22 protein-coding genes and 1 tRNA gene are annotated in these 26,462 nt (G+C 72.1%); 19 read left to right on the top strand and 4 right to left on the bottom strand.

Annotated features, from left to right (window positions below; translation table 11 throughout):
• The first annotated feature begins 138 nt into the window (after positions 1–138).
• The gene (locus tag OG753_RS18610) at positions 139–3,000 is read left to right on the top strand and encodes a penicillin acylase family protein (RefSeq protein ID WP_405789252.1); all 2,862 of its coding nucleotides are present in this window, start codon (positions 139–141) and stop codon (positions 2,998–3,000) included.
• 23 nt (positions 3,001–3,023) lie between these two features.
• On the opposite strand, the gene OG753_RS18605 is transcribed toward OG753_RS18610, so the two are convergent.
• The gene (locus OG753_RS18605; protein WP_405789250.1) at positions 3,024–3,638 is read right to left on the bottom strand and encodes a 5-formyltetrahydrofolate cyclo-ligase; all 615 of its coding nucleotides are present in this window, start codon (positions 3,636–3,638) and stop codon (positions 3,024–3,026) included.
• Positions 3,639–3,733: 95 nt separating this feature from the next.
• Between OG753_RS18605 and galU the strand changes: the two genes are divergently transcribed.
• From galU to OG753_RS18550, 11 genes are all read left to right on the top strand, one after another.
• Positions 3,734–4,636 (top strand): UTP--glucose-1-phosphate uridylyltransferase GalU, encoded by a 903-nt coding sequence (gene galU / locus OG753_RS18600; protein ID WP_327262886.1) that lies wholly within the window; start codon positions 3,734–3,736, stop codon positions 4,634–4,636.
• Positions 4,637–4,640: 4 nt separating this feature from the next.
• Positions 4,641–5,987: a gephyrin-like molybdotransferase Glp gene (glp, locus tag OG753_RS18595; RefSeq protein WP_327262885.1), complete on the top strand. Its 1,347-nt coding sequence runs from the start codon at positions 4,641–4,643 to the stop codon at positions 5,985–5,987.
• 73 nt (positions 5,988–6,060) lie between these two features.
• On the top strand, positions 6,061–6,540 hold the full coding sequence (moaC, locus tag OG753_RS18590) for a cyclic pyranopterin monophosphate synthase MoaC (RefSeq protein ID WP_030012065.1): 480 nt from the start codon (positions 6,061–6,063) through the stop codon (positions 6,538–6,540).
• A gap of 71 nt (positions 6,541–6,611) precedes the next feature.
• On the top strand, positions 6,612–7,124 hold the full coding sequence (locus OG753_RS18585; protein ID WP_327266809.1) for a MogA/MoaB family molybdenum cofactor biosynthesis protein: 513 nt from the start codon (positions 6,612–6,614) through the stop codon (positions 7,122–7,124).
• Between the two features lie 17 nt (positions 7,125–7,141).
• Complete coding sequence (locus OG753_RS18580; protein ID WP_327262884.1) at positions 7,142–7,750, top strand: GNAT family protein; 609 nt, start codon at positions 7,142–7,144, stop codon at positions 7,748–7,750.
• Positions 7,751–7,942: 192 nt separating this feature from the next.
• Positions 7,943–8,974, top strand: coding sequence for a hypothetical protein (locus OG753_RS18575; RefSeq protein WP_327262883.1), 1,032 nt, complete (start codon positions 7,943–7,945; stop codon positions 8,972–8,974).
• 78 nt (positions 8,975–9,052) lie between these two features.
• Positions 9,053–9,126: transfer RNA gene (locus tag OG753_RS18570), tRNA-Ala, on the top strand.
• A gap of 609 nt (positions 9,127–9,735) precedes the next feature.
• Entirely contained in the window at positions 9,736–11,115 is a 1,380-nt protein-coding gene (locus tag OG753_RS18565; RefSeq protein WP_405789248.1) for a polysaccharide lyase family 1 protein, read from the top strand.
• Positions 11,116–11,192: 77 nt separating this feature from the next.
• Positions 11,193–11,735: a SigE family RNA polymerase sigma factor gene (locus OG753_RS18560; protein WP_327262881.1), complete on the top strand. Its 543-nt coding sequence runs from the start codon at positions 11,193–11,195 to the stop codon at positions 11,733–11,735.
• Positions 11,732–12,430, top strand: coding sequence for a hypothetical protein (locus OG753_RS18555; protein ID WP_405789246.1), 699 nt, complete (start codon positions 11,732–11,734; stop codon positions 12,428–12,430). The genes OG753_RS18560 and OG753_RS18555 overlap by 4 nt, the downstream gene beginning before the upstream one ends.
• Positions 12,431–12,462: 32 nt before the next feature.
• Complete coding sequence (locus OG753_RS18550; RefSeq protein WP_405789244.1) at positions 12,463–13,839, top strand: CoA transferase; 1,377 nt, start codon at positions 12,463–12,465, stop codon at positions 13,837–13,839.
• Positions 13,840–13,877: 38 nt separating this feature from the next.
• Here the strand turns inward: OG753_RS18550 and OG753_RS18545 are convergent, their stop codons facing one another.
• Entirely contained in the window at positions 13,878–14,372 is a 495-nt protein-coding gene (locus tag OG753_RS18545) for a GNAT family N-acetyltransferase (RefSeq protein WP_327262878.1), read from the bottom strand.
• Between the two features lie 38 nt (positions 14,373–14,410).
• On the opposite strand from OG753_RS18545, the gene OG753_RS18540 reads away from it, so the two are divergent.
• Positions 14,411–15,214: an exodeoxyribonuclease III gene (locus OG753_RS18540; protein WP_401683836.1), complete on the top strand. Its 804-nt coding sequence runs from the start codon at positions 14,411–14,413 to the stop codon at positions 15,212–15,214.
• On the opposite strand, the gene OG753_RS18535 is transcribed toward OG753_RS18540, so the two are convergent.
• Complete coding sequence (locus OG753_RS18535; RefSeq protein WP_405789242.1) at positions 15,196–15,936, bottom strand: MerR family transcriptional regulator; 741 nt, start codon at positions 15,934–15,936, stop codon at positions 15,196–15,198. The genes OG753_RS18540 and OG753_RS18535 overlap by 19 nt on opposite strands.
• Before the next feature lie 166 nt (positions 15,937–16,102).
• On the opposite strand from OG753_RS18535, the gene OG753_RS18530 reads away from it, so the two are divergent.
• From OG753_RS18530 to OG753_RS18515, 4 genes are all read left to right on the top strand, one after another.
• Positions 16,103–17,776, top strand: coding sequence for a flavin-containing monooxygenase (locus OG753_RS18530; protein ID WP_405789240.1), 1,674 nt, complete (start codon positions 16,103–16,105; stop codon positions 17,774–17,776).
• Positions 17,773–18,759, top strand: a complete 987-nt coding sequence (locus OG753_RS18525) for an alpha/beta fold hydrolase (protein ID WP_405789238.1) — start codon at positions 17,773–17,775, stop codon at positions 18,757–18,759. Before OG753_RS18530 ends, OG753_RS18525 begins: the two co-directional genes overlap by 4 nt.
• Positions 18,756–19,640, top strand: coding sequence for an SDR family oxidoreductase (locus tag OG753_RS18520; protein WP_327262873.1), 885 nt, complete (start codon positions 18,756–18,758; stop codon positions 19,638–19,640). Before OG753_RS18525 ends, OG753_RS18520 begins: the two co-directional genes overlap by 4 nt.
• Before the next feature lie 88 nt (positions 19,641–19,728).
• A complete protein-coding gene (locus tag OG753_RS18515; protein ID WP_405789236.1) occupies positions 19,729–19,905 on the top strand; it encodes a hypothetical protein in 177 nt (58 codons plus the stop codon).
• A 114-nt stretch (positions 19,906–20,019) separates the two neighbouring features.
• Here OG753_RS18515 and OG753_RS18510 read toward each other — a convergent pair whose 3' ends face one another.
• Positions 20,020–23,301 (bottom strand): S41 family peptidase, encoded by a 3,282-nt coding sequence (locus OG753_RS18510; protein ID WP_327262871.1) that lies wholly within the window; start codon positions 23,299–23,301, stop codon positions 20,020–20,022.
• Between the two features lie 152 nt (positions 23,302–23,453).
• On the opposite strand from OG753_RS18510, the gene OG753_RS18505 reads away from it, so the two are divergent.
• A complete protein-coding gene (locus OG753_RS18505) occupies positions 23,454–24,044 on the top strand; it encodes a TetR/AcrR family transcriptional regulator (RefSeq protein ID WP_327262870.1) in 591 nt (196 codons plus the stop codon).
• Between the two features lie 129 nt (positions 24,045–24,173).
• Positions 24,174–26,375 carry an MMPL family transporter gene (locus tag OG753_RS18500; RefSeq protein ID WP_327262869.1) on the top strand — a complete coding sequence of 734 codons (2,202 nt, stop codon included), beginning with the start codon at positions 24,174–24,176 and terminating at the stop codon, positions 26,373–26,375.
• The last annotated feature ends 87 nt before the right edge of the window (positions 26,376–26,462 follow it).

Genomic DNA, 26,462 nt, shown 5'->3' with positions numbered 1-26,462 from the left:
TACGCGATAACCACATTGTGAAACGCCTGTTCGCCCCTGTCCTCGTCAGCTCCACCCCTGGCGGATCAACGAAGTCGGTCCTGCGCCTATGGTTGCTCCCAGCACTCCCAGGACCACCCTGCCCCTCTAAGGACAGCGATGCCCGCCAACGAAACCGCTCCTCCCGTCAAGAAGAAGGGACGACGCGCCCGTCTGATCGTGCTCGTCCTGGTCCTGGCGCTCTTCGCGGGCCTCGGCTACGGGGCGTACTGGAGCGTGGACAGCGTGCGCGCCTCCTTCCCCCAGACGACCGGCTCCCTCGACGTACCCGGCCTGACCGGGGCCGTCGACGTCAAGCGCGATGCCCGAGGCATTCCCCAGCTCTACGCAGACAACGACGACGACCTCTTCCGCGCGCAGGGCTTCGTGCACGCGCAGGACCGGTTCTGGGAGATGGACGTACGGCGTCACATGACGTCCGGCCGGCTCTCGGAGATGTTCGGCTCCGGCCAGGTCGAGACCGACGCCTTCCTGCGCACGCTCGGCTGGCGCCAGGTCGCGCAGGCCGAGTACGACACCAAGCTCTCGCCGGAGACCAAGAAGTATCTGCAGGCCTACGCCGACGGGGTCAACGCGTACCTGAAGGGGAAGTCCGGCAAGGACCTCTCCGTCGAGCACGCCGCCCTGAAGCTCAGCGACGACTACCGGCCCGAGCAGTGGTCGCCGGTGGACTCGGTGGCCTGGCTCAAGGCGATGGCGTGGGACCTGCGCGGCAACATGCAGGACGAGATCGACCGCGCGCTGATGTCGAGCAAGCTCTCGCAGGCGCAGATCGACGAGCTCTACCCGCCGTACCCCTTCGACCGGAACAAGCCGATCGTCGAGGGCGGCAAGGTCGAGGGCGGAAAGTACACCCCGCAGGGCGGCTCCGCGGGCAGCGGTCAGGGCAGCGGAACCGGTAGCGGTTCCGGTTCGGGCGGTGCGAACACCATCGGCACCCAGACCTCGACCGCCACGGGCAGCGGCAACGGCAACGCCACCGGCCTGGCCGGCAACGCCACCGCCCAGGGCGCGACCGTGGGCCTGCGCACCCAGCTGAGCGCCCTCGCGGACTCCCTGGACAAGATCCCCGCGATACTCGGCCCCAACGGCAGCGGCATCGGCTCGAACTCCTGGGTCGTCGCCGGCAAGTACACGACCACCGGCAAGCCGCTGCTCGCGAACGACCCGCACCTGTCCCCGCAGCTGCCCTCGGTCTGGTACCAGATGGGCCTGCACTGCCGCGCTGTCTCGGCCCAGTGCCAGTACGACGTGGCCGGCTACACCTTCTCCGGCATGCCCGGCGTGATCATCGGCCACAACGCCGACATCGCCTGGGGCATGACCAACCTCGGTGCCGACGTCACCGACCTCTACCTGGAGCAGGTCAAGCCCGAGGGCTACGTCTTCGACAACAAGGTGCTCCCCTTCGCCACCCGTGAAGAGGTCATCAAGGTCGCGGGCGGTGCCAGCAAGAAGATCACCGTCCGCACCACCAACAACGGCCCGCTCGTCTCCGACCGCAGCGAGGAGCTCGCCACGGTCGGCACCCGCGCCCCCGTCGCCAGCTCCGCCCCCGACCGCGGTGACGGTTACGCGGTGGCACTGCGCTGGACGGCGCTGGACCCGGGCAAGTCCATGGACGCGGTCTTCAAGCTCGACAGGGCCAAGTCCTTCGAGGAGTTCCGCAAGGCGGCCGCCGACTTCGAGGTCCCCTCGCAGAACCTGATCTACGCCGACACCAAGGGCAACATCGGCTACCAGGCCCCGGGCCGCATCCCGGTCCGCGGCCAGGGCGACGGCCGGATGCCCGCCCCGGGCTGGGACTCCAAGTACGCCTGGAAGGGCGGCAAGGACGGCAACACCGGCTACATCCCGCAGAACGAGATGCCCTGGGAGTACAACCCGTCCCGCGGCTACATCGTCACCGCCAACCAGGCCGTGGTGGAGAGCGGGACCGGCGCGGGCAAGTACCCGTACCTGCTGACCACCGACTGGGGCTACGGCGCCCGCAGCCAGCGGATCAACGACCTCATCGAGGCGAAGATCAAGGACGGCGGCCGGATCTCGACCGACGACATGCGCACCATGCAGATGGACAACAGCAGCGAGATCGCCGCGCTGCTGACCCCGATGCTCGCGAAGATCGAGATCTCGGACCCGGGTGTGCGCGCCGCGCAGAAGCTGCTGGACGGCTGGAACTACACGCAGGAGCCCGACTCGGCCGCCGCGGCCTACTTCAACGCGGTCTGGCGCAACATCCTCAAGCTGTCCTTCGGCGACAAGATGCCCAAGGAACTGCGGCTCGAGGGCAGCTGCATGAACGTCCTCGGCAACGGCACCGGCCCGGCCGACGACCTGGCCAAGACGGTCCGTGAGTGCGGCACCCGCGACGCGGACTCGGCGCAGCCCGACGGCGGCGACCGCTGGTTCGAGGTGGTCCGCCGCCTGGTCAAGGACGAGAAGTCGCAGTGGTGGAGCGCGCCCGCCAAGGGCCTGAACAAGCCGGCCACCACCACCCGCGACGAGCTGTTCGCGCGGGCCATGGCCGACGCCCGCTGGGAGCTGACCGCCAAGCTCGGCAAGGACCAGTCCACCTGGAGCTGGGGCCGGCTGCACCAGCTGACGCTGAAGAACCAGACGATCGGCACCGAGGGCCCGGGCTTCATGCAGTGGCTCCTCAACCGCGGCCCGTGGGACGTGGGCGGCGGCGAGGCCACGGTCAACGCGACCGGCTGGAACGCCTCCAGCGGCTACGGGGTCACCTGGGTGCCGTCGATGCGGATGGTCGTGAACCTCAATGACCTGGACAAGTCGCGCTGGATCAACCTGACGGGTGCCTCCGGGCACGCGTACAACGCGCACTACACGGACCAGACGACGATGTGGGCCAAGGGCGAACTGCTGGAGTGGCCCTTCGGCAAGGACGCCGTCGAGAAGGCCACGGTCGACACCCTGACCCTCAAGCCCGCGGGCTCGTAGGGCCCGGGGCCGGGATCAGGTCTTCACGTACGGAAGCGGCGCACCCCTGACGGGGTCGCCACCGCCTGAACGGGGTGGTCGTGCGGTTCCTCCGGGACCCGCGCGACCACCTCTTCGTCGTAGAGGAGCACGACCAGCGCCGGATGGGCCCCGGCGCGCTCCAGCCGCTCCAGCACCCGGTCGTAACTGCCCCCGCCGCGGCCCAGCCGCATGCCGCGGCCGTCCACCGCGAGCCCGGGCAGCAGCACGGCGTCGGCCCCGGTGACCGCGTCCGGCCCGAGCGCGGGGCCGGCCGGCTCCAGCAGCCGCATCTTCCCCGGGTGGGCGGCCTCGGCCAGGCTTCCCGGGCCCTCGTACGCGGCCCAGTCGAGGTCGTTGTCCGGCAGCAGCTGGGGGAGCAGGACCTGCTTGCCGGCCGCGCGCAGGGCGTTGAGGAGCTCCCGGGTGCCCGGTTCGGTGCCGATCGAGACGTACGCCGCCACCGTGCGGGCATCGGCCAGTTCGGGCAGTTCGAAGGCCCTGACGGCGAGTGCGGCGGCCGCCGTACGGCAGGTTTCGGGGGACAAGGCTCGGCGTGCGGCGAGCAGTTCTCGGCGCAGCCCGGCCTTGGCGGAGGCGGTGGGCGGGTTCTCTGCCACGACGAAATCAAATATCCTTCCGAATCGGGTCATATCTGTATCTACCTGCTGCGATCCAGTCCGGCGTTCGACAGAACCCCACTATCGTTCTGGCCATGACTATGTTGCACCCCGTGATCAAGAAGGCCGTGATTCCGGCCGCTGGCCTCGGTACTCGGTTCCTTCCGGCGACCAAGGCGACCCCGAAGGAAATGCTCCCGGTTGTGGACAAGCCGGCCATCCAGTACGTGGTCGAGGAAGCCGTCGGCGCCGGACTCGACGATGTCCTCATGATCACTGGGCGTAACAAGCGTGCCCTGGAAGACCACTTCGACCGGAACTACGAGCTGGAGTCGGCCCTCATCGCCAAGGGCGACGACGACCGGCTGAAGAAGGTCCAGGAGTCCAGCGACCTGGCCACCATGCACTACGTCCGCCAGGGCGATCCGCGGGGCCTGGGCCACGCGGTGCTGTGCGCCGAGCCGCACGTCGGCCGCGAGCCGTTCGCCGTCCTCCTCGGCGATGACCTCATCGACCCGCGCGACCCGCTGCTGCGCCAGATGGCCGACATCTACGCCCGCACCGGCGGCACCGTCATCGCGCTGATGGAGGTCGACCCGGCCAGCGTCCACCTCTACGGCTGCGCCGCCGTCGAGGCCACGGACGAGGCGGACGTGGTCCGCGTCACCGGACTCGTCGAGAAGCCGGAGCCCCAGGACGCCCCCAGCAATTACGCGGTTATTGGACGCTACGTCCTCAACCCCGCGATCTTCGACATACTGCGGGAGACCGAGCCGGGCCGCGGTGGGGAGATCCAGCTCACCGACGCCCTGCAGAAGCTTGCCGCCGACGAGAGCATCGGCGGTCCGGTGCACGGCGTGGTCTTCCGGGGCCGTCGCTACGACACCGGGGACCGCGGCGACTACCTGCGGGCCATCGTCCGCCTCGCGTGCGAGCGGGAGGACCTGGGCCCCGAGTTCCGCACCTGGCTTCACCGTTACGTCACGGAGGAGATGTAGCACCTTGAGCAGTTCCGCACCGCAGGACACCGGCCACCGTCTGTGGTCCGTGGACGAGCACCTCGCGGACGTCCTCTCGGCCGTCCGGCCGTTGGAGCCCATCGAGCTCCAACTGCTGGATGCCCAGGGCTGTGTCCTGGTCGAGGACGTGACCGTGCCCGTCGCCCTCCCGCCCTTCGACAACAGCTCCATGGACGGCTACGCCGTCCGCACGGCCGACGTCCAGGGTGCGAGCGAGGAGTTTCCCGCGGTGCTCACCGTCGTCGGGGACGTCGCGGCGGGCAGCGGTGAGCTGCCCACCGTGGGCCCCGGCGAGGCTGCCAGGATCATGACCGGAGCCCCGCTGCCGCCCGGCGCGGAAGCCGTCGTACCGGTCGAGTGGACCGACGGCGGCACCGGCGGCGGAGCGGCCGCCGGGATGACCCCGGCGAGCGCCGCCCCGGAGCACGCGGGCGGCGAGGTGCGGGTGCACCGCGCCGCCGAGGCGCGGGCCCACGTCCGCGCGCGCGGCAGCGACGTACAGGCCGGTGACCTCGCGCTCGCCGCCGGCACGGTCCTCGGGCCGCCGCAGATCGCCCTGCTGGCCGCCATCGGGCGCGGCACCGTACGGGTGCGGCCGCGCCCCCGCGTGGTGGTCCTGTCCACCGGCAGCGAGCTGGTCCAGCCCGGCGAGGCGCTCACCGCGGGCACCATCTACGACTCCAACAGCTTCGCGCTGGCCGCGGCCGCGCGGGACGCCGGCGCCATCGCCTACCGGGTCGGCGCCGTCGAGGACGACGCCGACACCCTGCGCTCCACCATCGAGGACCAGCTGATCCGGGCCGACCTGCTGGTCACCACGGGCGGGGTCAGCGTCGGCGCCTACGACGTGGTCAAGGAGGCGCTGTCGTCCGTCGGCTCGGGCGACGCCGATGCCGAGGACGTCGACGGCGGCGGGATCGACTTCCGCAAGCTCGCCATGCAGCCCGGCAAGCCGCAGGGCTTCGGCACGATCGGCCCGGACCACACCCCGCTGCTGGCGCTGCCCGGCAACCCGGTGTCCTCGTACGTCTCCTTCGAGCTGTTCGTGCGCCCCGCGATCCGCACCCTCATGGGGCTGCCGGACTCCGAGGTCCGGCGGCCGAGCGTGCGGGCGGTGCTTGCGGCGGACAAGGCGCTCGGCTCCCCGGCCGGCCGCCGCCAGTTCCTGCGCGGCAAGTACGACGCCGAGAGCGGCACGGTCAGCCCGGTCGGAGGATCGGGCTCCCACCTGATCGCCGCGCTGGCGCACGCGGACTCCCTGATGGTCGTACCGGAGGACGTCACCTCGGTGGAGCCCGGGACCGAGCTGGAAGTGGTCCTGCTCAGCTGAAGCCGGGCCGGTGCGGGTAGCGTGTGTTGCACCACACAGGCTCCTCGGGGGCCCAGAGCGGAGCGGCGCAGCAATGAGTACCGAGAGCAGGCTCACCCACATCGACGAGGCCGGCGCGGCCCGGATGGTCGACGTGTCCGGGAAGGACGTCACCACCCGGACGGCGCGGGCCAGTGGACGCGTGCTCGTCGCCCCGCGGGTGATCGAGCTGCTGCGCGGCGAGGGCGTGCCCAAGGGCGATGCCCTCGCCACCGCGCGGATCGCCGGGATCATGGGGGCGAAGAAGACCCCCGACCTGATCCCGCTGTGCCACCCGCTGGCGGTCTCGGGCGTCAAGGTCGACCTGCGGGTCGCCGACGACGCGGTCGAGATCCTCGCCACCGTGAAGACGACCGACCGCACGGGCGTCGAGATGGAGGCGCTGACCGCCGTCGCGGTCGCCGGCCTCACCGTGATCGACATGGTGAAGGCGGTCGACAAGGGCGCGGTCATCACGGACGTCCGGGTGGAGGAGAAGACCGGCGGCAAGTCCGGCGACTGGGCGCGCTCGTGAATGCCCCGCGCGGCGGCGAGGTGCACAGCCACAGCCATGGCGACGACGTTCCTGCCGGCACCGGGGGCTCCGTGCAGCCGCTGGGCCGGGCCCTGGTCGTCACGGCCTCGAACCGGGCCTCGCAGGGCGTGTACGCGGACAAGGGCGGCCCGCTGCTGGCCGAGGCGCTGGAGAAGCTCGGCTTCACGGTGGACGGCCCGCAGGTCGTCCCGGACGGCGATCCCGTGGAGCAGGCGCTGCGCGAGGGCGTGGCCGCCGCGTACGACGTCATCCTGACCACCGGCGGCACCGGCATCTCGCCGACCGACCGCACCCCGGACGCCACCGCGCGCGTGCTGGACTACGAGATCCCCGGCATCCCGCAGGCGATCCGAGCCGAAGGCCTGGCGAAGGTGCCCACCGCGGCCCTGTCCCGGGGCCTGGCGGGCGTGGCCGGGCGGACCCTCATCGTCAACCTCCCCGGCTCGACGGGCGGGGTGCGCGACGGTCTCGCCGTCCTGTCCCGCGTCCTGCCGCACGCGGTGGACCAGATGCGGGGCGGCGACCACCCCAGACCGGCGGCACCCTCCGGGAGCACGAGCTGAACGGCCCGACCTGGCCGGTGGTCCTGGCGGACGGCGATGTCACGCTCCGGCCGATAAAGCTGCGGGACCAGAAGGCCTGGCGCGAGGTCAACCGGCGCAACCGCGACTGGCTCCGGCCGTGGGAGGCGACGATCCCGCCGCCCGCGCCGTGGGGGCCGGTGATCCAGCGGCCCACGTACCGCCAGATGGTCCGCCATCTGCGGGCGGAGGCGAACGCGGGACGGATGCTGCCCTTCGTCATCGAGTACCAGGGCCGGCTGGTGGGCCAGCTGACGGTCGCCGGGATCACCTGGGGCTCGATGTGCGCGGGTCACATCGGCTACTGGGTGGACCGCGAGGTGGCGGGCCGCGGTGTGATGCCGACGGCGGTCGCGCTGGCGGTGGACCACTGCTTCGGAAAGGTCGGCCTGCACCGGATCGAGGTGTGCATCCGGCCCGAGAACATCCCGAGCCGGCGGGTCGTGGAGAAGCTGGGTCTGCGCGAGGAGGGACTGCGGCCGCGTTATCTGCACATCGACGGGGCCTGGCGCGACCACCTCGTCTACGCGGTCACGGTGGAGGAGGTGCCGGAGGGGCTGCTGCGCCGCTGGCACCGGGCACGGCACTCGCCGTCCCCGCCGAAATAGCGGGGCGCCGGTCCGGGGCCGTGCCGAACCGCGATAAACGAATATCTGTTCGAATTAATGGCCTCGGGTAACCGATTCGCCCATAACCTGATCCGAAGAATCACAAAAAAAGTCCGTGATATCAGCGAGATCGTGCGACACACCGGCTCAATTGGCCGATCCCCTCGGCCGCGCCCCTCTACGGTGTGAGGTGTGAGCAGCAGCGGCCTCATCTACGCAGTCATTGTCGGGGCCTGGGCCGCCTACTTGGTGCCCATGTGGCTCCGGAGGCAGGACGAGCTGAACGAAGCCCGTCCGACGGAACGCTTCTCCACTGCCATTCGGCTGCTTTCCGGCCGGGCGGGAATGGAGCGCCGTTACGCCAAGGGGCTGCGTGAGCGCGGTGACGAGCAGGCGGAGCCCCAGCCCCACGCGGACCCGGACGCCGCGACGGAAACGGTTGATTCCGTCGACGCCGACGCCCGGGCCTTTGTCGTGCCCCCGACCAGGGCGGAGCCGAGACCGGCCACCGTCGAACGGGAGCAGCGCGCGGAGCGGGCCCGGCGCGAGCAGCGCCTCCAGGTCCTCGCGCGCCGCCGGCGCACCACCGCACTCCTCTTCCTGGTCTTCACCCTCGGCGCCGTCGTCGCCGCGGTGGGCGGCCTGCGCTTCCTGTGGGCCCCGGCCGTCCCCGCCCTCCTGCTGAGCACGTACATCGTGCACCTGCGGGTCCAGGAACGGCGGCGCTACGAGTTCACGATGGACCGGCGGCGCGCCGAGGCGGCCGCGCGGCAGCTGAGGGAGAGCCGTCCGAGCCGTCGTGAGCCCGAGGCCGCGTCCGGCGGCGAACCGGACCCTGCTCCACCGGTGTCCCCGCAGGAAGCCGGACGGCGCGCGCTGGTCGAGCAGACCGACCACGCCGAGTGGGTGGACCAGCAGCGCGAGCGCGAACGCGGCCCCGCCCGCGGTGACAGCTGGGAGCCGGTCCCGGTCCCGCTGCCCACGTACGTGACGGCCCCGGTGGCCCCCCGCGCCACGGGCCCCGCGGCCCCGGACTCCTGGAGCGCGACCCGCTCCAGCACGGCCGAGCCGACGGAACCCCGCCTGCGCGCCCAGCCCGGCCCGCCCAAGCCGGACCCGAAGCCCCAGGCCACCACCCCGCACCCGCGCGGCCAGGGCAGGGGCCGCACGCCGCTGTTCGACCAGTACGAGGGCGAGGACCGCCCCCGCGCTGCGAACGAATGATCGGTGACCTGCGCGGACGCTCCGGGATATCGGTTTTGGAGCACCCGCGCGGGGATGCTAATGTTTCACACGTCGCAAGGGCCTGTGGCGCAGTCTGGTAGCGCACCTCGTTCGCATCGAGGGGGTCTGGGGTTCAAATCCCCACAGGTCCACAGACGACAGTTCGCGAGTAGCTCTCGTGAACGTCACGAGATCCCGTCCGGTCGAAAGACCGGGCGGGATCTCGGCGTTTCCCGGGCCGTTCCCATCCGGCGTCCGGCGCGCCTTCTGCCGCTCCCGCATCCGGGCCGTCGGCATCTCCCCGTCGACCATCCGGCCGGCCTGCGCGAACCGATCGACCGCGCCCCGGCGCCCCACCGCACCCGGAAATGGGTCAACTCACATGCATTGTCGAGGAGTCCGGCTGCTTGTCTTCCGGAGGGGAGTGGTGTGGATCACGGCAACGCATCGGGCGCGGGCGGCAACTGAGGGGTGCAAGGTCACCGAGGGAAAGGCCCACCCCCATGACAGCTCCAGGACGGCACCGACTCACCCGCCGGCGATCCACCGCCGCAGCGGTCGCCTGCACCGTGGGCTCCCCGGCCGGGCGTGCGAGGCCGATTGCCTCAGCGGAGTCGAGGCCGGCACGGAGGTCTTCACCGGCAAGGCGCAGCTGGACACCACCGCCTACTCGGTGAACGTGGACCGACCCTGCCGCCGCACCCCCGGCACCTCTTCCCGCACCCTCCCCCCTCTCCCTCCAGGCAAGGAACGACCTCACCATGTCCGATCCCTCGCACCGGCGCCCCCGTACCCGCCGTACGGCAGTCCTCGCCGCCGCCTCCGTCGCCGTCGCGGGTGCGCTCAGCGCCCTCCCCCTGACGATGAGTGCGCACGCGGCCCCCGATCTGGCGCACGCCGTACTCCCCGCACGCGACGGGTGGGCGGCGAGCGGCAAGGGCACCACCGGCGGCTCGGCGGCCGTCGCGTCCCGGGTGTTCACCGTCTCCACCCGGGCCGAGCTGGCCAAGGCGCTGAGCAGCGGCTCCAGGACGGAGCCGCGCATCATTCGCGTCAAGGGCCTCATCGATGCGAACACCGACGACGACGGCCGCTCCCTGCGCTGCGAGGACTACGCCAAGGGCACGGGCTATTCGCTCGCCTCCTACCTGAAGGCGTACGACCCGGCCGTCCGGGGACGCTCCCAAGTGCCCTCCGGGGCGCAGGAGTCGGCCCGGGCCGCCGCGCAGAAGAAGCAGGCGGCGCGGATCGTGTTCGCGGTGCCGGCGAACACCACGATCGTCGGCGTGCCCGGGACCGGCGCGGGGCTGACGGGCGGCAGCCTCCAGGTCAAGAACGTGGACAACGTCATCATCCGCAACCTCGCCTTCGCCGACGTCCGCGACTGCTTCCCCCAGTGGGATCCCACGGACGGTTCGGACGGCAACTGGAACTCCGCCTACGACGCGGTCTCCCTGAGGGGGGCCACCCATGTCTGGGCCGACCACAACACGTTCACCGACGCCCCCCGCTTCGACAGCGGCAACCCCACCCATTTCGGGCGCGAGTACCAGGTCCACGACGGGTCGCTCGACATCACCAACGCCTCCGACCTGGTCACCGTCTCGTACAACCGGTTCGCCGACCACGACAAGACGATGCTCATCGGCAGCAGCGACAAGGACAGCAAGCTGCGGGTCACCCTGCACCACAACATCTTCCGGGGGACCGTCCAGCGTGCGCCGCTGGCCCGCGTCGGACAGGTGCACCTGTACAACAACCTCTTCGACACGACCACGCGCAACGGCTACGCCTTCAGCTACTCCGTCAGCTCCCGGGCGCGGGCCCAGGTGGTGGCCGAGTACAACCACTGGACGCTTCCCGGAGACGGGAAGGTTTCCCGGCTGCTGACCGGCGACGGAACCGGCGCGCTGGCGGGCACCGGGAACCTCGTGAACGGGCGGGACGCCGACCTGGTCGCCGCGTACAACGCCGAGAACCCGGGCAGGCGGATCCGGCCGACGGTCAACTGGCGGCCGGTGCTGTCCGCGGGACTGGAGACCTCCGCGGCCGCACTGGCCGGCTCGCTCGGCCGGACGGCGGGTGCCGGCGTACTGACCGCCTCCGGCGGTCCGGCCGGATCCGCCGTCCCCGCTCCGTGAAGGGAGGCCGTCCGGACATGGCTGCTACCGTCACCGCCCCACGGCATGACATGGGCACACCGAACGGAGGGGCGAGCATGGGCCCCGTCCAGGAGATCCACGGGAACGCGGCCATCGAGTTCCACGCCTTCTTCGAACGGCACCACGCCGAACTCGCGCGCCTGGCCTGCATGCTCATCGGGGAGCCGGACGGCGCCGACGACCTGGCCGCGGACGCCCTCGTTGCCGTGTGGCACCGCTGGGACCGGGTCCGCCGGGCGGACCACCCCCTCGCCTACGCCCGCGGGATCGTCGCCAACATGGCCCGAACGCGGATCCGGGCGGCGGTGCGCGAGCGCAGGCGCATCGTCCTCTTCTGGTCGAACCGTTCCGAGGAGGCCGACGCACCGGACGTCGCCGCAGCCCTCGACGTACGAACCGCCCTGGCCCGGCTGCCGTTTCGAAAACGGGCCTGTGTGGTCCTGCGCCACGCACTGGACCTGTCCGAGAAGGACACGGCGCTGGCCCTCGGCATTTCGGTCGGTACGGTGAAGAGCCAGACCTCCAAGGGCATGGCGGAACTCCAGAAGCTGCTCGGCCCGCGGGCCGTCGGAGAACTCGCGGGAGGGAGGCGCCGGTGAACGACGTGTCAGGAAAGCTGCGGGAAGCGGCACAGGCGCACGAGCCCGACCGGGAGCGGATGCTCGCGCGGGTGCGGCGCGGCATGGCCGCCGCCGACGCGGATGCTTCCGACGCCCCCCGCATCACCCATGCCCCCCGCGCCCGGCAGAGGACTCGGGCGCTCTCCTGGGGCCGCGTCACCCTCGCCACGCTCGCCGTCGGTGCCACCCTCGTGGCCGGAGCCTTCACCGTTGCCTCCGCGCAGAAGGACGGAGGGCGAGGCCGCCAGGTGGTGACGGCGCCCGACGGTACCGGCGCCCCGGGCACCGAGAGCGGGCCGCTGTGGTCCGACGGCTCCGTCGACCCGCACAGCAACACGTACTGGGCCCAGAGCAACATCACCCTCCAGAACCGCGAACCGCTCGCCGCGCTCACCCTTGAGGTCCGTATCGCGCAGACGGGCGGCGTGGCGACCACCGGCACCTGGCAGACCCTGCCGGGGGACGACTTCGAGGTCACCGTCGACGGGAGCGGCGATGCGGTGGTCTACCGGTGGAAGCTGAAGGCCGGCAGGACCGTCCCGGCCGGCCGGCATGTCTTCGCCACCCAGTACAACCACGCCCCGGGCGGCCGGGACGCGGGCGGCGACACCTACGCGTCGACGGCCGCCACGGCCGTGGGCGGCGGCCCGTACGAGGTCGGGGGCGGCTTCTGACCGACCCGCGTGACCACGGTAATGATTGGTTCATGACGATCGGTGAGGAACGGGACGACAGAACGGTCCAGGCCTGGGCGGCCCTTGGCGGGGCGCCCGAGCTTGCCGGACGGGTGAGTTACCGCGGAGCCGGGGATCTGGGCGAAGGGCCGCTGCCCGTGGGCGAGCTGGCGCGCGCGAGCGTCGGGGTCTGCGGACTGGCCGCGGCGGAACTCGCCGCGGTGCGGGCCGGCGGCCGGGCGCAGGACGTGGCTCCGCTCGTGGTGGACGAAGGCGCGGTGGCGACGGCGTTCGTCAGCGAACGGCACCTGCGGGTGGCGGGGCGGACGCCGGTGACCTTCGCGCCGCTGTCCGGCTTCTGGCGGACGGGGGACGGCTGGGTGCGCACGCACGCCAACTACGCGCACCACGAGGCCGCGCTGGTACGGGCGTTGCGACTGCCGTCGGCGACGCCGGAGGCGGTACGCGCGGCGCTCGCCGGGCGCACGGCCGTCGAGGTGCAGGAGCTCGTGTACGGGGAGGGCGGACTCGCCGTCGCCGTGGCAGGGGATGACGGGGAGCCGCAGCCGCTGATGGAACCCGTACGGGAATCAGGGGCGCGGGGGCGGACCCTCGGCGACGCCCCGGTCGGCCGGCCCGCCACGGGGGTGCGGGTACTGGATCTGACCAGGGTCATCGCCGGGCCCGTCGCGACGCGGACGCTCGGGCTGCTGGGGGCGGACGTGCTGCGGATCGACTCGCCGCGGCTGCCGGAGGCGGACGACGCGTACGCGGACACCGGCTTCGGGAAGCGGTCGGCGCTGCTGGACCTGGCTCGGGCGGCGGACCGCGCCGTCTTCGAGGGGCTGCTGGCCGGGGCCGATGTGGTGGTGAGCGGGTACCGGCCGGGGGCGCTGGAACGGTACGGGTTCGGGGCGCGCGAGCTGCTGGAGCGGTGGCCTGGGCTCGTGGTGGCCGAGCTGTGCGCGTGGGGGTGGCGGGCGCGGGGGCCGTGGGCCGGGCGGCGGGGCTTCGATTCGCTGGTGCAGGCCGGGTACGGGATCGCTGCGCGGTGCGCGGGGCCCGACGGGGTGCCCGGGGTGCTGCCGGCGCAGGCGCTGGACCACGGGACGGGATACCTGGTGGCGGCCGGTGTGCTGAGGGCGCTGGCGGAGGGCGGCGGGCGGGGACTGCGGTTCTCGCTGGCGGGGACGGGGTCGTGGCTGGTGCGGGGGCCGGCCGGTGCCGCTCCGGCCGACGGCGGCCCGGCCGACGGCGGTCCGGCCGGCGCGGAGTATGCGGCCGGGCCGTGGCTGCGGGAGACGGCGTCCGGGTACGGGATGGTGCGGCACGCCGCCAGCCCCTTCGGGGAGTGGGCGGCGGGCCCGTCCCGGTGGGGGACGGACCCGGCGGTGTGGCTTCCGCGGTAGGGCGGGTGCGGCCCGCTGCCGGGGGCGGGGCGTGCGGGTCAGGTGGTGAGGGGCTTCGTCATGCAGCGGCTGGAGTCGTGGTGGCGGTAGTGGCCGAACTTCGCGGAGAGGGCGTAGCCCGAGGAGAGGTAGAGGGCGATCGCCTCCGGCTGCTGGTCGCCCGTCTCCAGGACCATGCGCCGGCGGCCCGCCGCGCGGGCGTCGTCCTCCAGGGTCGCCAGCATGCGGCGGGCCAGGCCCAGGCCGCGCGCCTCGGGGACGACGTACATGCGCTTCAGTTCCGCGTCGCCGTCCGAGTAGCCCTCGTCGTTCTCGTCCTGGCTGCGCCAGCCGCCGCTCGCCACCGGGGTGTCCGTGGCGTCGTACGCGAGCAGGTAGAGGCCCTGCGGCGGGGCGAACATCGCCGGGTCCAGGAATGTGGCGTCGCCCTCACCGTCGTACCGCTCCTGGTACTCCAGCTGGACCTGGTCGTTGAGTTTGACCGCGTCCGGGTGGTCGTACGGCACGGTGCGGAGGTCTATCCGGTGAGACATTCGAATATCGTACGGAACCATCCCGCTATGGTGCTGGGATGCTCACTGTGACCTCCGTGAATGTGAATGGGATCCGCGCCGCCGCCAAGAAGGGCTTCGGGCCGTGGCTGGAGGGATCCGACGCCGACGTGGTCTGCCTGCAGGAGGTGCGGGCCGAGGAAGGCCAGATTCCGGAGGATGTCCGGACCCCCGCGGGCTGGCACACCGTCTTCGCTCCGGCCGCCGTCAAGGGGCGGGCCGGGGTCGCGCTCTACACGCGGCGCGCGCCCGAGCGGGTGCAGGTCGGATTCGGCAGCGCGGAGTTCGACGGAAGCGGGCGGTACCTGGAGATCGACCTGCCCGGTGTGACCGTGGCCAGCCTCTACCTGCCCTCGGGCGAGGCCGGGACGGAGAAGCAGGACGAGAAGTACCGGTTCATGGCGGAGTTCCTGGAGTACCTGGCGGTGCTGAAGGTGCGGGCCGCCGCCGACGGCCGCGAGGTCGTCGTGTGCGGTGACTGGAACATCTGCCACCAGGAGGCCGACCTCAAGAACTGGAAGACGAACCGGAAGAACGCGGGCTTCCTCCCCGAGGAGCGGGAGTGGCTCGGCAAGGTCTACTCGGAGGCGGGCTACGTCGACGTGGTGCGGGAATTGCACCCGGACACCGAGGGGCCGTACTCCTGGTGGTCCTACCGCGGGCGGGCCTTCGACAACGACGCCGGCTGGCGGATCGACCTCCAGGTGGCGACCCCCGGGCTGGCGGCGAAGGCCGTGAAGGCGTTCGTGGAGCGGGCCGAGACGCACCCGGAGCGCTGGTCCGACCACGCGCCCGTGACCGTCGTCTACGAGCTGGGCGTCTGACCGGCTCCTGATTCGGGGCCGGGGCCGGAGCCTGATTCGGGGGCGGCTCCGCCGCCCGGGGCCAGCAGGCGGTCCATCGCCATCGTCAGCTCGGCGTCCACCACGCTCTTGGCCAGCGGCCGCAGGCGCGTGAGCGCGTCCGCCGAGATGTGGCTCGATATGAGCTCGGTGAAGAGCAGGGCCATCGCGTCCGCGTGCTCGCGGACGCGATGGCCGGTCTCCAGGACCGCCGCCAGCGGTACGCCCTCGCGGACCAGGGCCGAGGAGACGTCCAGCAGGCGGCGGCTGACGTGCACGATCGCGTCGCCGTCGACCGCGAGGTAGCCGAGGTCCAGTGCGGCCGCCAGGTTCTCCGGGGTGACCTCGCCCTCGAAGTAGTCGGCCAGTGCCTCCGGAGTGAGCCGGACCGGGGTCTCCTCGGACCAGCCGATGCCGAGCAGCTCGCCGAGCTGGCCGACGTCGCGGCCGCTCTCGAAGGCGGCGGTGAGCTCGGCGATGCCGCCGAGGGTGTGGCCGCGTTCCAGCAGGGCTGCGATGGTGCGCAGCCGGGCCAGGTGGTGGTCGTCGTACCAGGCGATCCGCCCCTCGCGGCGGGGCGGCGGGAGCAGTTTGCGTTCGCGGTAGAAGCGCAGGGTGCGGACGGGGATGCCGGCCGCTTCGGCCAGTTCCTCCGTGCGGTACTCGCGCACCGTCGTCTTCGCTCGCGTCTCTTCCTTCTCCACAGACGCACCTTATGGCGTACCGGCAGTAACTTTCCGGGTCCGCCCCCTACCCATGAGTACGGGGCTGCTCTACCCTCCCGATTGTGCCAGTGATTGCTGGCAGTGTTTCGATGGTGTGGTGCGGCGTTGCGTGGCTGGGACTGCGGATGAGCGGAAGGCGGCGGGCATGGGTGGCACAAGGGGCACGGGCGGCAGCGCGGGCGGCGGCACGGGCGGCGGCACGGGCGGGCGCGAGCACGTACGGGTGGCGGTGATCGGGTCCGGATTCGGCGGGCTCGGCGCGGCCGTACGGCTGCGGCGCGAAGGGATCACGGATTTCGTCGTACTGGAACGGGCCGGCTCGGTCGGCGGCACCTGGCGCGACAACAGCTATCCCGGCTGCGCGTGCGACGTCCCGTCCCACCTCTATTCGTTCTCGTTCGCCCCCAATCCCGACTGGCCGCGGACCTTCTCCGGACAGCCGGCCATCCGGGACTACCTGGAGCACGTCGCCGACACCTTCGGACTGCGCCGGCACATCCGGCTCGACACCGAGGTGCTGATGATGCGCTGGGACGCGGACGAGCTGCGCTGGGAGATCGAGACCTCGGCCGGGGAACTGACCGCCGACGTCGTCGTCTCCGCGACCGGGCCGCTGTCCGACCCGAAGATGCCGGAGATCCCCGGGCTCGCCGAGTTCCCCGGCAAGGTCTTCCACTCCGCCCGCTGGGACCACGACTACGACCTGCGCGGCAAGCGCGTCGCCATGATCGGCACCGGCGCCTCCGCCATCCAGATCGTGCCCGCTATCGCCCCCGAGGTGGAGCGGCTCACCCTCTTCCAGCGGACCCCGCCGTGGGTGATGCCGCGCACCGACCGGGCCATCACCGCCGGGGAGCGCTGGCTCCACCGCCAGCTGCCCTTCACCCGGGCGGCGCGGCGCGGGCTGCTGTGGGGGATCCGGGAGCTCCAGGTCAGCGCCTTCACCAAGCGCCCGAACCAGCTCGGCCTGATCGAGTCCCTCGCCAAGGCCAACATGGCGCGCTCGATCAAGGACCCGGCGCTGCGCGCGAAGCTGACGCCCTCCTACCGGATCGGCTGCAAGCGGATCCTGCTCTCCAGCGAGTACTACCCGGCCCTGGCGCGGCCCGATGTGGACCTGGTCGCCTCCGGGCTGAAGGAGATCCGCGGCTCGGTGCTGGTCGCCGCCGACGGGACCGAGACCGAGGTGGACGCGATCATCTTCGGCACCGGTTTCCACGTCACGGACATGCCGATCGCGGACCGGGTGGTGGGTGCGGAGGGCCAGACCCTCGCGGACGCCTGGAAGGACGGGATGCAGGCGCTGCGCGGGGCCACGGCCGCCGGCTTCCCCAACTGGATGACGATCATCGGTCCGAACACCGGGCTCGGGAACAGCTCGATGATCCTGATGATCGAGTCGCAGCTGAACTACATGGCGGACTACCTGCGGCAGCTCGCCCTCCTCGAGGGAAGCAGCCTGGGCGGCAAGGTCGCGCTCGGCGCCCGGCCGTCCGCCGTGGGCCGGTGGAACCGGCAGGTGCAGACCCGGATGGAGCGGACGGTGTGGAACACCGGCGGCTGCACCAGCTGGTACCTGGACGCGCAGGGCCGCAACACCACCGTCTGGCCAGGGACGACAGGTGAGTTCCGCCGGGAGACGCTGAGCGTCGACCTGGCGGAGTACGAGGTCGTGCGGGCGGGGGAGCGGGAGCGGGTCCCGGCGGCGGTGGCTGCCGGTGCCGGTGCGGCGCCGTTGCCGGGGGCCCTGCCCCCGGACCCCCGCGCCTCAAACGCCGGCGGGGCTGGGTCGGGCGCGGCTGCCGAGGGGGCCGCGTGAGTCGGTTGATGCATGTCACCTCCGGTCCCTACGCCCCGCCCGTCGCGCGGCGGGAGCTCGTCGCCGTCTCGGCCGACGGGGCCCGCCTGCATGTCGAGGTCCACGGGGACGAGGGCGCGCCGGCCGTGGTCCTGGCCCACGGCTGGACCTGTTCCACCGCCTTCTGGGCCGCGCAGATACGGGCCCTGGCGGCCACCCACCGGGTCGTCGCCTACGACCAGCGCGGGCACGGGCGCAGCCCCGCCGCCCGGATCCACAGCACCACCGCCCTCGCCGACGACCTCGTGGCGGTCCTGGAGGCGGTGCTCGCCCCCGGGGAGCGGGCGGTCGTCGCCGGGCATTCCATGGGCGGCATGACGATCATGGCGGCGGCGGGCCGGCCGGAGTTCGCCCAGCGGGCCGCGGCCGCGCTGCTGTGCAGCACCGGCAGTTCCCGGCTGGTCGCGGAGGCGCTGGTCCTGCCGGTGCGCGCCGGGCGCGTACGGACCCGTATCACCGGCGCGGTGCTCGGGGCCCGCGCTCCTCTCGGGCCGGTCACGCCCGTCGGGAAGAAGGTCCTGAAGTACGCCACGATGGGTCCCGGCTCCGCGCCGGACAAGGTCGAGGCGTGCGCCCGTATCGTCCATGCCTGCCCCACCGGGGTGCGTCACGCGTGGTCCCAGGTGCTGGCCGGACTGGACCTCGACGCGGACGTCGCCCGTCTCGCCGTGCCCACCGCCGTCATCGGCGGCACCGCCGACCGGCTCACCCCGATCGTGCACGCCCGCGGGCTCGCCGCCGCGCTGCCGAACTGCGTGGGCCTGACCGAGCTGACCGGCATGGGGCACATGACCCCGGTCGAGGCCCCCGAGGCCGTCACCGCCGCCCTGCGCGAGCTCGCCGAGCTCCACCTGGGCACCACCGATCCCGGCACCACCGATCCCGGCACCACCGATCCCGGTACCACCGATCCGGCCACCACCGAGAAGGAGAAGACACCGTGAGCGCACGCAGGAGTCTGGAAGGCCAGGTCGCCGTCGTCACCGGTGCCGCCCGGGGTGTCGGCGAGCTGCTCGCGCGCAAGCTGTCGGCCCGCGGTGCGAAGATCGCCCTCGTCGGTCTGGAGCCGGAGGCCCTCAAAGAGGTCTCCGAGCGGCTGCACACCGACAGCGACCACTGGTACGCCGACGTCACCGACCACGAGGCCATGGCCCGGGTCGCCCAGGAGGTCAAGCAGCGCTTCGGCAAGGTGGACATCGTCGTCGCCAACGCGGGCGTGGCCGCCGGCGGTCCGTTCGCCGACTCCGACCCGGACGCCTGGCGCCGGGTGATCGAGGTCAACCTGATCGGCGGGGCCGTCACCGCCCGCGCCTTCCTGCCCGTACTGACCGAGAGCCGCGGCTACTTCCTCCAGATCGCCTCGCTCGCCGCGATCACCCCGGCGCCGATGATGACCGCCTACTGCGCCTCCAAGTCCGGGGTCGAGGCCTTCGCGCACTGCCTGCGCGCGGAGGTCGGCCACAAGGGGGTCAAGGTCGGTGTCGGCTACCTCTCCTGGACCGACACGGACATGGTGCGCGGCGCCGACCAGGACGAGGTGATGCGGGAGTTGCGCCAGCGGCTGCCGTGGCCGTCGAACCGGACGTACCCGCTGGGGCCGGCCGTCGACCGGATCGTCGCGGGCATCGAGCGGCGCTCGCCGCACGTGTACGCGCAGTGGTGGCTGCGCGGCATGCAGGGGATGCGCGGGTACCTGCCCGGGATCATCGCGAGCGTCGGACAGCGCGAGATGAAGCGCTTCGAGCCGCGTCTGAGCGGGGTGTCCAAGGGGCTCGTCGGGGCCGGCGGAGCCGCCGACGAGAAGGAGCGCACGCAGAGTCACTGATCGAAATGCGTGCGTTGTCCGCCCGTGCAAGTCTGGTCGAGGCCCCACCAGGGCCCCCACCACCGACACCCCTCATGGAGTGAACAGCATGGGTATCAAGGACCAGTTCAAGGACAAGGCGCAGGAGCTCGAGGAGAAGGCGCGGCAGGCGCAGAAGCCCGGCAAGGGCCCGCAGGGCGACAGGTCCCAGCGGCCTTCGCAGCCGAAGACCTTGCCGCAGCGGTCGTTCGACGGCATCCAGGGCGAGCTCGACGACCTGACCTAGGTACCCCGGCCCGACCGGCACCGGGCCCGCACGCAGCGCACGCAGCGCACGCAGCGTCGAGGGGCGCGATTCCCGGAGTTCCCGGGGATCGCGCCCCTCCCGTGTGCGCTGCGCTCACTCCCTCGGCGGCAGCTTCGGACGGCGCCGGTCCGGTACGTCCGTGTAGCCCGGCGGCACCGCTGCCGGGTCCTGTTCCAGCAGCTCCAGCGCCAGGTGCACGGCGTCGTCGAGCTGGGCGTGCCGGCCCTCCGCCCAGTCGAGCGGGGTGCGCAGGATCGAGAGGTCCGGCTCCACGCCGTGGTTCTCCACCGACCAGCCGTACTCGGGGAACCAGGCGGCGTTCATCGGCACCGTGATCACCGTGCCGTCGCCGAGGGTGTGGCGGCCGGTCATGCCGACCACTCCGCCCCAGGTGCGCTGGCCCACCACCGGGCCCAGGCCCAGCAGTTTGAAGGCCGCGGTGATCATGTCACCGTCCGAGGAGGTCGCCTCGTCGGCCAGCGCCACGATCGGACCGCGGGGCGCGTTGGAGGCGTAACTGACCGGCTGGGCGTTGCGGGTCAGGTCCCAGCCGAGGATGGAGCGGGTCAGCTTCTCCACCACCAGCTCGCTGATGTGCCCGCCCGCGTTGCCGCGTACGTCCACGATCAGCGCGGGCCGGGACATCTCCATCCGCAGGTCGCGGTTGAACTGCGCCCAGCCCGAGCCGCCCATGTCGGGGATGTGGAGGTAGCCGCACCGGCCGCCGCTGATCTCCCGGACCGCCTCGCGCCGCTTGGACACCCAGTCCTGGTAGCGCAGCGGCCGTTCGTCGATCAGCGGCACGATGGCGACGCGGCGGGCCCGGCCCTCGCCCGCCGCGGGCTGGAAGGTCAGCTCCACGGTGGTGCCGCCGGCCGCCGCGAGCAGCGGATAGGGCCCGGCGACCGGGTCCACCGGCCGTCCGTCGACATGGGTGAGTACCGCGCCCTCCCGGATGCCGGTGCCGGCCAGCGGCGAGCGGGCCTTGGAGTCCGAGGACTCGCCGGGCAGGATCCGGCTGACCACCCATTCCCCGTCCCGGGGGAAGAGGTTGGCGCCGAGCAGGCCGATCGCGCGCTGGTAGTGCGGGGGGCCTTCGTTGCGGCGTGCGGGGGAGACGTAGGCGTGCGAGGTGCCGAGTTCGCCGAGGACCTCGCGCAGCAGGTCGGCGAACTCGTCGGGCGAGGCGACCCGTTCGACCAGGGAGCGGTACTGGGCGAGCACCCCGTCCCAGTCGATGCCGCACATCTTCGGCTCCCAGAAGTACGCGCGGATGATCCGCCCGGCCTCCTCGTAGGCCTGGCGCCACTCGGCCGCCGGGTCCACCTCGTGCAGGATGCGCCGCAGGTCCAGGTAGACGGTCGAGTCGCTGTCGCCCGACTCGGTCGCCGGGACCGCGCGCAGGTCGCCGTCGTCATTGATCACGAGCCGGGTGCCGTCGCCGCTGACCGCGAACCAGTCGAGCCCGGAGGCCAGTTCGGTCTTGCGGGCCTTGGTGAGGTCGAAGTGCTCCAGCGTCGGCTTGCCGCTGATGTCGGCAGGGTTGGCGAAGGTCTCGCCGAGCGCGCCCGAGATCGGCCAGCGCAGCCACACGAGCCCGCCGCCGTGCACCGGGTAGAGGGCCGAGTACTTGGACGCGGTCACGGGGAACGGGGTGACCCGGCTCTCCAGGCCCTCCACCTCCACGATCACGGCGCCGTCGCCGTCGCCCGAGTCGCCCTCCGCCAGGTCGAGCCCCCCGGCCGCGGGCCGCCCCTCGGCGGAGAGCGCGAAGGGGGAGGGGGTCGCGGAGGAGAGCGGCACCAGGTACGGGCGGCAGCCGAGCGGGAAGGACAGGTCGCCGGTGTGCACGTCGTAGACCGGGTCGAATCCGCGCCAGGACAGGAAGGCCAGGTAGCGCCCGTCCCGGGTGAAGACCGGATTCTCGTCCTCGAAGCGGCCGTTGGTGACGTCGACGATGACGCGTGCGCCGGGGCCGGAGATCCGCGCCATCTTGATCTGCCGCAGCGAACGCCCGATGCCGGGGTGCGACCAGGTCAGCCAGGCCCCGTCGGGGGAGAAGGCGAGGTCGGTGACGGGGCCGTTGATGGACCGGATCAGCTCGGTGACCTCGCCGTTGGACTCCTCGGTGGCGTCGAGGAGCAGCAGCCGGCCGTCGTTGGAGGCGATGGCGAGCCGCTCGCCGTCCGGGTCCGAGAGCAGCTCGGTGACCCGCCCCAGTTCGCCCGAGGCGAGCCGGCGGGGCTCCCGTTCCCCGGAGGCCCGCGGCAGGTACGCGATCTCGATCGCGTCCTCGCCCTCCGCGTCGGTGATGTAGGCGACCTGGCCGCCGCTGCCGAGCATCTCGGGCAGCCGTACCCGTACGCCGGGGGTGTCGGCGATGGTGCGGGCCGGGCCGTCGCGGTGGGTCAGCCAGTAGAGGCTGCCGCGCACCACGACCGCGCTGGCGCGCCCGGTGGCGTCCACGGAGAGCGAGTCGACGTGGCTGGCGGCCGGCACCTGGTACGTACGCCGGCCCGCGCGCGGGCCGCCGAGGCGGACGTCGAGCTTGCGCGGGCGGGCGTCGGGGGCCAGGGACTCGACGAGCCAGAGGTCGCCGGCGCACTGGTAGACGACGCGTGAGCCGTCGCTGGAGGCATGCCGGGCGTAGAACTCCTCGTGATCGGTGTGGCGGCGCAGACCGGTGCCGTCGGGCAGGCAGGAGTACAGGTTGCCGATGCCCTCGTGGTCGGAGAGGAAGGCGATCCTGCCGTCCACGAACATCGGGGAGTCGAGGTGTCCCTCGATGTCCTCCAGCAGCCGCTCCCCGTGCAGCCACAGCCGGCCGGTGGCCCCGCCGCGGTAGCGCTTCCAGGCGGCGGGTTCGTGCGGGGGCTTGCCGGTGAGCAGCAGGGAGTGCCGCTCGCCCTCCTCCGTGGCGTGCACCTGGATGTCGGAGACGGGTCCCCAGGGCAGGCGGCCGCCGGGGCTGCCGTCGGTGGGCAGGGTGTAGGCCCAGGCGAAGTAGGAGAAGGGCTGGCCGTGCGAGGACACGGCCAGGATGTCGCTGCGGCCGTCCTCGTCGGGCGGGGTCCAGCCGCAGACGCGGGTGTCCAGGGCGCCCCAGTGGGTCAGCCGGCGGGCGGGTCCGCCGTCGACGGGGGCGAGATGGATCTCGGGATCGAGACTGCGCCAGCTGGTGAAGGCGATGTGCCTGCCGTCGGGGGAGAACCGCGGGTGGCCGACGCGGGTCCGGTCGACGGTGATGCGCCAGGCCCGTCCGGGCGTCCGGCCGTCGGGGACCAGCGGGGCGACCCAGAGATCGTCCTCGGTGGCGAAGCAGAGAAGGTCGTCGTGCAGGTGCGGGAACCGGAGGTACGCGACGTCGTGACTCACCCCCCAATGCTTTCCGCGCAGGGGGGCCCTGGCAACTCGTACAGGTGATCCATGCCACTCGGCCAAGCGAAACGGAACGGTTTCGTTTCGCTTGGGGTGGGGGTATCGTCTTAAGCGTACGGAACAGTTTCGCTTCGACGGGAGGCACGGACATGACCGAGGCGACGACGGCTCGGCGCAGCCGGATCACTCCCGAGCGGCAGGCCGAACTGCACGAGGCGGTCCTCGACCTCCTGCGTGACGTTGGCTACGAGGCGCTGACCATGGACGCGGTCGCCGCCCGTACGAAGTCCAGCAAGGCCACCCTCTACCGCCAGTGGGGGAGCAAGCCGGAACTGGTCGCCAAGGCCCTGCGGTGCACGCAGCCGGTCTCGCTGCGCGAGATCGACACGGGCAGCCTGCGTGGGGACTTCGCGCGCATGGTCGAGCACTCCGACGACGCGCAGATGGCCAAGGACACCGCGCTGATGCGGGGTCTGGCCCATGCCGTCCACGAGAGCCCGGAGCTGCACAAGGCGCTGCGCGACCTGCTGGTCGACCCGGAGATCAACGGTCTCCAGGCGATGCTGCAGCGTGCGGTGGACCGGGGCGAGATCCGCCCGGACTGTCCCGCGCTCGACTTCGTCCCGCACATGCTCATCGGGGCGTTCATCGCGCTCCCGCTGATCGAGGACCGCCCGGTGGACCGGGCCTTCCTCGGTGACTTCATCGACGCCGTGGTCTTCCCCGCCCTCGGCGTCTGATCCTCGCCCTTCCCGTCCCCTGCACCGCCTCCTGCTGCTCCTGACACGCCGCTCTCGTCGTCGGGCCGGCTCTCCATGCCCTGATCCGATCCGGATCCATTCCACGACCTGAACGGGAGAACCACCGACGTGGCTACCTTCCTCTACCGACTCGGCAGGGGCGCCTTCCGGCGCCGCGGCCTCGTCGCCCTCCTCTGGGTGGCGCTGCTGTTCGCCGCCGGCTTCGGCGCCGCCTCGGCCGGCGCACCCACCTCCGGCTCGTTCTCGATACCCGGCACCGAGGCCCAGAAGGCCTTCGACCTGCTGGAGAAGCGCTTCCCGGGCATGGCCGCCGACGGCGCCACCGCCCGGATCGTCATCAAGGCCCCCGAGGGCGCCAAGGTCACCGACCCCGGCCCCAAGGCCGAGGTCGAGAAGATCGTCGGCGAACTGAAGACCGGACCGGGCGCGGCCGAGATCTCCTCCGTCGCCAACCCGTACGAGGCCCAGGCCGTGAGCCAGGACGGCTCCACCGCCTACATCAGCGCCAAGTACAACGTCAGCGGCATGGAGCTGAAGGACGCCACCCGCGACGCGCTCAAGGACTCGGGCGAGGGGGCCAAGGCCGCCGGCCTGAACGTCCAGATCGGCGGTGACGCGCTGATGGCGGCCCCCGAGACCGGCTCCGGCGAGATCATCGGCATCGCGGTCGCCGCGATCGTCCTCGTCATCACCTTCGGTTCGCTGGTCGCGGCCGGTCTGCCGCTGCTGACCGCGCTGATCGGCGTGGGCATCGGCGTCTCGTCCATCACGGCGCTCGCCAACGTGCTCGACCTCGGCAACACCACCGCCACCCTCGCGACGATGATCGGCCTCGCGGTCGGCATCGACTACGCCCTCTTCATCGTCTCCCGCTACCGCGTGGAGCTCGCCGAGGGCCGTGAGCGCGACGAGGCCGCGGGGCGCGCCGTCGGCACCGCCGGTTCCGCCGTCGTCTTCGCCGGTCTGACCGTGGTCATCGCCCTGGTGGGCCTGGCCGTCGTCAACATCCCGATGCTGACCAAGATGGGCTTCGCGGCCGCGGGCACCGTGGTCATCGCCGTGCTCGTCGCGCTGACCCTGGTCCCGGCCATCCTCGCCTTCGCGGGCAAGAAGGTCCTGCCGGCGGGCGAGAAGAGCCGGCTGTTCGGCAAGGGCAAGCCGGCGGGCACCGAGAAGAAGGCCAACGGCGGCACCCGCTGGGCCCGCTTCGTCCTGCGCCGCCCGGTCATGGTGCTGCTGGCCGGTGTGATCGGCCTCGGCGTCATCGCGATCCCGGCGAGCAAGCTGGAGATGGGCCTGCCGGACGACGGCGCCCAGCCGGTCTCCACCACCCAGCGCCAGGCGTACGACCTGCTTTCCGACGGCTTCGGCCCGGGCTTCAACGGCCCGCTGATGGTGGTCGTCGACGGTGACAAGGCGCTCGCCGACTCCACCGCCGACCGGATCAAGGGCCTGAACGGCGTCGTCGCGGTCACCCCGGCGACCCTCAACGAGGCCGGCGACGCCGCGGTGATCACGGTCATCCCGAAGGACCGCCCGTCCTCCACCCAGACCGAGGACCTGGTCCACGAGATCCGCGACGGCAGCGGGGACAACGTCCTCGTCACCGGCGCCACCGCGATGAACATCGACTTCTCGCAGAAGATGAACGACGCGCTGCTGCCCTACCTGGCGCTCGTCGTCGGCCTCGCCTTCCTGCTGCTGATGCTCGTCTTCCGCTCGATCCTGGTCCCGCTCAAGGCGGCCCTCGGCTTCCTGCTCTCGGTGGTCGCCGCCCTCGGCGCGGTCGTCGCGGTCTTCCAGTGGGGCTGGCTCGGCTCGGTCTTCGGAGTGGAGCAGACCGGTCCGATCATGTCGATGATGCCGATCTTCATGGTGGGTGTCGTCTTCGGTCTGGCCATGGACTACGAGGTCTTCCTCGTCACCCGCATGCGTGAGGCGTACGTCCACGGCGAGCGCCCGGGCCAGGCCGTGGTCACCGGCTTCCAGTACAGCGCGCGGGTCGTCGTGGCCGCCGCCATCATCATGATCGCGGTGTTCGCGGGCTTCATGGGAGCCAGTGACCAGATGGTCAAGATGATCGGCTTCGGTCTGGCCGTCGCCGTCTTCTTCGACGCGTTCGTGGTCCGCATGGCCATCGTCCCGGCGGTGCTCGCACTGCTCGGACACAAGGCCTGGTGGCTGCCGAAGTGGCTGGACCGGCTGCTGCCGAACGTGGACGTGGAGGGCGAGAGCCTGCGCAAGCACCTGGAGCAGTCCTCGCAGTCGCCGGAGGGCCCGGACAAGGACCGCGAGCTGGTCAACGCCTGACCTCGACGCCCGACCTCCTGCCGGCTCCGCACCGGCCGACAGGACGGCCCGGCCCCGTACCGCCCGATCACCGGGTGGTACGGGGCC

Source organism: Streptomyces sp. NBC_00029 (genome assembly GCF_045160505.1).
GTDB lineage: Bacteria > Actinomycetota > Actinomycetes > Streptomycetales > Streptomycetaceae > Streptomyces.
Note: the sequence above shows the minus strand (reverse complement) of the source record. Positions and strands in the feature narration are given on the sequence as shown.